The following is a 5,064-nucleotide window of genomic DNA, read 5'->3' on the forward strand; positions in this document are numbered from 1 at the left end:
GACCTGGTACCAGCTTTCCGCGGCACAGGGCAACGCCAGCGGCATGCACAATCTGGCCGTGCTGTTTGCCATGGCGGCTGACGGCGTGACCGACAATGAATCGGCCGCGCACTGGTTCCAGGCGGCGGCCGACGTCGGCGTCAAGGACAGCCAGTTCAATCTCGGCATCCTCGCCGCCAAGGGCGTCGGCATGAAGCAGAACCTCGAGGAGTCCTACAAATGGTTCGCGCTCGTCGCCAAGACAGGCGACAAGGATGCGGCGGCCAAGCGTGACGAGATCGCCAATGCGCTGCGGCCCGAGCAGCTCGAGCGCGCCCGCGCCGCGACCGAGCTGTGGAAGGCCAAGCCGCTGGATGCGGCAGCCAACTCGGCCGACATTCCCGAGTCCTGGCAGGACGGCGCGCCGCAGACGACCGCCAGCATCGACATGAAGAAGGCCGTCCAGAACATCCAGCGCATTCTCAACAAGAACGGCTACGACGCCGGCGGCGCCGACGGCAAGATGGGCCAGAAAACGAAGACCGCGATCATGGCTTTCCAGACCGACAACAAGATGGCGGCGACCGGCGAAGTCGACGAAAACCTGGTGAAGGCACTGCTGGCGCGCAAATAACGGCAGAGGCGTCGCTTCCACGACGCCCTTGCCACACATTCGCCTGTTAACTGATTGAGATGTTTTTTGTTTCGGCGGCGTAGCGCGGTTTGACTTCGCAGCACCTCCGGCGCAAGAACGAATTGGCTTGTCGGTCCAAGATGCCCGCAACGGTTGCATTCGCCGACAGGCAGAACTGATCGAGACTGACGGGTGGGCATCTATCTCCCGATCGCGGAAATTTCCGTCAATATCTTCGTCCTGCTGGCCATGGGCGCGGCGGTGGGTTTCCTGTCGGGCATGTTCGGCGTCGGCGGCGGCTTCCTCATCACGCCGCTCTTGATCTTCTACAACATCCCTCCGGCGATCGCTGTCGCCACTGGCGCCAACCAGGTCATCGCCTCCTCCGTCTCCGGCGTCCTTTCGCACATGAAGCGCGGTACGCTCGACCTCAAGCTCGGCGGGGTGTTGCTGGCCGGCGGCATTGTCGGTTCCACCGGCGGCATCTACGTCTTCGCCTTCCTGCGCAGGCTCGGCCAGCTCGACCTGTTCATCTCGCTGCTCTACGTCGTGCTGCTCGGCACCGTCGGCGGGCTGATGCTGGTCGAAAGCGTCAATGCGCTGCGCGCGACGCGCAGCGGTGCGGCGCCGGTGCTGAAGAAATCCGGCCAGCACAACTGGATCCACCGCTTGCCGCTGAAGATGCGCTTCAGGGCGTCAAAACTGTTCGTCAGCGTCATCCCCGTACTTGGGCTTGGCGCCGGCATCGGCTTCCTGTCGTCGATCATGGGCGTCGGCGGCGGCTTCATCATGGTGCCGGCACTGATCTATCTGCTGAAAGTGCCGACCAATGTCGTCATCGGCACCTCGCTGTTCCAGATCATCTTCACCTCCGCCTATACGACGCTGGTCCACGCCACCACCAACCAGACAGTCGATGTCGTGCTGGCCTTCCTGTTGATGGCGGGCGGCGTCGCCGGCGCGCAGTACGGTGCCAAGGCCGGCCAGAGGCTGCGCGGCGAGCAGCTCAGGGCCTTGCTGGCACTGCTGGTGCTGGCGGTGGCGATACGATTGGCGATCGATCTTTTCGTCACCCCGCCCAACCTCTATTCGCTGTCTGCCGCGGGCCTCAACTGATGAAGGCTCGCAGCACATTCGCAACCGCCATTGTCCTGTCGCTGCTTGCGGCCGCCGTGCCGGCGAAGGCACAGGTCCCGCTGACCGAAGGCATCCAGATCGGTCTCTCCACCGACAACGTCTCGATCACCGCCGGTTTTTCCGGGGCCGATCTGACCATCTTCGGTTCGCTGGAAAACCCGGATCCACTCGTCGCGCGCCAGGGCCGCTACGACGTCATCGTCGTGCTCGAAGGTCCGCCCAAACCGGTGGTGGTGCGCCGCAAGGACAGGGTGCTCGGCGTCTGGGTCAATCTGGACTCTGAGACCTTCGAAAACGTGCCGGTCTCCTATTCGGTGGCGACGACGCGGCCGCTGCAGGACATCACCGAACCCAACAGCTACAAGCAGCTGTCGCTCGGCGCCTCCAACCTCTATATGCAGCCCGCCGATGCCGGCGACAGCCCGGCGACGATCGAGGAGTTCACGGCAGCACTGCGGGAGCGCAAGTCAGCGACCGGCCTCTACAGCGAGAATGTCGGCGGCGTGCAATTCCTGTCGCAGAACCTTTTCCGCGCCACCGTCAGGCTGGCGCCGAATGTGCCGGTTGGAACCCACAAAGCCCGCGCGTTCCTGTTCAAGAGCGGTCTGTTCATCAAGGAAAGCTCGGCCCAGCTCGAAATCCGCAAATCCGGTTTCGAGCAGTCGATCTTCCGTGTCGCCCACAATTATTCCTTCCTCTACGGCGTCTTCGCGATATCGCTGGCCATGCTGACCGGCTGGCTCGGAAGGCTGATCTTCCGGCGAGATTAGGATTTTCCCCGAAAAGTGGTTTCCCTTTGCCGAGGCATGCGGTAGATCGCGCTCCCCAGCCAAATGGCAGACACAAACAATTCGGTTCGGCAGAGCAGCCCGTCCCCGGACAGCGCGCGATTTCTCATGGCGCCTGTCGGCTCGCCGACGACAAATGCAGGAACTTGTCATGCGACCAGCCTTCGGCGGCATCGACTTCGGCACTTCGAACTCCACCGTGGGCGTGGTCCGCAACGGGCAGCCGCGCCTCGTCGCGCTGGAGAACGGCCAGGTCACGCTGCCCAGTGCCGTGTTCTTCAACTTCGAGGACAACCGCACCTGCTTTGGCCGCCAGGCCATCGCCAATTACACCGACAGCATCGAAGGCCGGCTGATGCGTTCGCTGAAGAGCGTGCTCGGCAGTTCGCTGGCCCATGAAAAGACCCGCATCAAATCGCGGTCGATCGGCTTCATGGAGATCGTCGGCATGTTTCTTGGCCATCTCAAGAAGAGGCTGGAAGCCGATGCCGGCGATACGGTCGAGACCGTCGTTCTTGGCCGGCCGGTGCAATTCGTCGATGACGATGCCGAGGCCGACGCGAAGGCGCAAAGCGAACTCGAGAACGCCGCACGTGCCCAGGGCTTCAAGCACATCGCTTTCCAGTTCGAGCCGATCGCGGCGGCGCTCGACTACGAGCAGAAGGTGACACGCGAGGAACTGGCGCTGATCATCGATATGGGCGGCGGCACGTCGGACTTCTCGATCGTGCGGGTCTCGCCGCAGCGCTCCCGTTCGCTCGACCGCAAGGACGACATCCTGGCCAGCCGGGGCGTCCATATCGGCGGTACGGATTTCGATCGGCTGCTGAGCATCGCCCATGTCATGCCGCAGCTCGGCTATTTGACGCCGACCAAGGACGGCAAGCGCAACCTGCCGGCAAGCTATTTCATCGACCTCGCCACATGGCAGCGCATCAACCTGGTCTACACCGCCAAGGCGATGACGCATCTGCGCCAGATCCGCTACGAGGCCGAGCGCGCCGACCTCGTCGACCGTTTCATCCACGTCGTCGAACACCGCTACGGACACGCGCTGGCCGCACGTGTCGAGAAGGCCAAGATAGAGCTGACCGACAGGTCATCCGCAGAGGTCGCTGTGAAGCTGCCGGGTGCGGAGTTCACCGCCGAAATCACGCGCAGCGGGCTCGACGCGACGATTGCCAGGGACATCGAGCGGGTCACCGCAACGGTCGGGCAGACTATCAGGGACGCTGAGGTGAAGCCGTCCGACATCACCGCGGTGTTCCTGACCGGCGGATCGACCGCGATCCCGCTGGCCAAACGAGAGATCCTGTCGCTGGTGCCGCAGGCATCCGTCATCGAAGGCGACATGTTCGGCTCGGTCGGACTTGGCCTGGCGCTGGATGCGCAACGCAAGTTCGGCTGAGGCTTTCTTCGAGCGGTCCAGCTTTTCAGAGATTACTGATCCGCTTTAGGCCAGGTCGTGTACCCATAACCTTCGGCGTGATGCGATGAAGATCACGTCCGCTTTGCGCCGATAGCGACCAAGCTCGTGCGCCAGCGCGATATGTCGCAATGGGCCAGAAGCTGTCGTGGGGCCGCCGTGACAGATGCCTACCCGCGTGTCGTCAAAGTCGAGAGCTGGTCAGTATCGTAGCGGTTCCGCAGCTCAGCGAGGGCTTTTGGGTCCGGCGCACCCTGCGCCGCGAGTTTGGCAAGTTCTTCGAAGTAGCGTTCGTGGCCAGGCGGAGAGACGGTCATCAGCACGCGGGCGGGTCTCTCACTGACATTCGTGATGTCGTGCGGCACTCCCGGTGGAATGAACAGATAGGTTCCGGGCGTTGCGCGAACCGTCTTGTCGCCGACATGCCACGCACACTCGCCTTCGAGCAGGTAGAACGTCTCTTCCTGCACACGGTGAACATGCCGTCCGGTGGCGAATCCCGCTGGGATCGTCCAGTCGAACATGCTCGTGTGCTTGGTGTTTTCGCCGGTGACGAGGAAGACCATAGGTTGACCACGCAGCATGATCCCCTTCTTCTCGTCGGGCATGCGAATAATGGCATTGGCGCTCATAGGATCCTCCTTTGACTGGGTGCTTACTTCCGGCAAGCACCTGTGCGACATTGGCCGTCGATGCCGGGAAAGTCGTGAATTCGTTCCCAAAAATTTGCTAAAAGCGTTGGATGACAATCGGAGGCGACCTTTATCAGTTTGGCCCGTTCCGTCTCGATCAGGTGGCGGGCATTTTGTATCACGGCACCGAGCCAACCATGCTTGGGCAACGCGCCGTTTCGCTTCTGCGTTTGCTGCTCCAAAACGCGGGCGTACCGGTATCCAAAGACGCGCTGGTCGAAGCCGGCTGGGGCAAATTGGCGGTTGCCGACAACAACCTGACGGTCCAGATCGCGGCCTTGCGCCGGGTATTGGCCGACGCAGCGGATGCTGAGAGCTGGATCGAAACACTGCCGCGCCGAGGCTATCGCTATGTAGGACCGGCTGTTGCGACGAGTGTCCCTGATCGTTTTGCAGCCGCCCGCACCG

At 62.5% G+C, this 5,064-nt stretch carries 6 protein-coding genes; 5 read left to right on the top strand and 1 reads right to left on the bottom strand.

Annotated features, from left to right (window positions below; translation table 11 throughout):
* The 4 genes from ENZ74_RS21340 to ENZ74_RS21355 form a co-directional block, all read left to right on the top strand.
* On the top strand, window positions 1–613 hold a 613-nt coding region (locus ENZ74_RS21340; protein WP_164761113.1), incomplete at its 5' end, for an SEL1-like repeat protein.
* Window positions 614–805: 192 nt separating this feature from the next.
* On the top strand, window positions 806–1,729 hold the full coding sequence (locus tag ENZ74_RS21345; RefSeq protein WP_013533663.1) for a sulfite exporter TauE/SafE family protein: 924 nt from the start codon (window positions 806–808) through the stop codon (window positions 1,727–1,729).
* Window positions 1,729–2,520, top strand: a complete 792-nt coding sequence (locus ENZ74_RS21350) for a TIGR02186 family protein (RefSeq protein ID WP_013533664.1) — start codon at window positions 1,729–1,731, stop codon at window positions 2,518–2,520. The genes ENZ74_RS21345 and ENZ74_RS21350 overlap by 1 nt, the downstream gene beginning before the upstream one ends.
* A 169-nt stretch (window positions 2,521–2,689) precedes the next feature.
* The gene (locus ENZ74_RS21355) at window positions 2,690–3,946 is read left to right on the top strand and encodes an Hsp70 family protein (protein WP_027161735.1); all 1,257 of its coding nucleotides are present in this window, start codon (window positions 2,690–2,692) and stop codon (window positions 3,944–3,946) included.
* A 188-nt stretch (window positions 3,947–4,134) separates the two neighbouring features.
* Here the strand turns inward: ENZ74_RS21355 and ENZ74_RS21360 are convergent, their stop codons facing one another.
* The gene (locus ENZ74_RS21360; protein ID WP_013533666.1) at window positions 4,135–4,596 is read right to left on the bottom strand and encodes a cupin domain-containing protein; all 462 of its coding nucleotides are present in this window, start codon (window positions 4,594–4,596) and stop codon (window positions 4,135–4,137) included.
* A gap of 110 nt (window positions 4,597–4,706) precedes the next feature.
* Here ENZ74_RS21360 and ENZ74_RS21365 point away from each other — a divergent pair.
* Window positions 4,707–5,064, top strand: a 358-nt coding sequence (locus ENZ74_RS21365; RefSeq protein WP_164761114.1) for a transcriptional regulator, incomplete at its 3' end; no start/stop codon positions are given.

Source organism: Mesorhizobium sp. M7A.F.Ca.CA.002.15.2.1, from assembly GCF_003998715.1.
GTDB lineage: Bacteria > Pseudomonadota > Alphaproteobacteria > Rhizobiales > Rhizobiaceae > Mesorhizobium > Mesorhizobium ciceri.

Bases quoted from the DNA above. Each gene is read 5' to 3' on its own strand.
- ENZ74_RS21350 (WP_013533664.1), top strand. From the start codon at position 1,729: ATGAAGGCTCGCAGCACATTCGCAACCGCCATTGTCCTGTCGCTGCTT.
- ENZ74_RS21355 (WP_027161735.1), top strand. From the start codon at position 2,690: ATGCGACCAGCCTTCGGCGGCATCGACTTCGGCACTTCGAACTCCACC.
- ENZ74_RS21360 (WP_013533666.1), bottom strand. From the start codon at position 4,596: ATGAGCGCCAATGCCATTATTCGCATGCCCGACGAGAAGAAGGGGATC.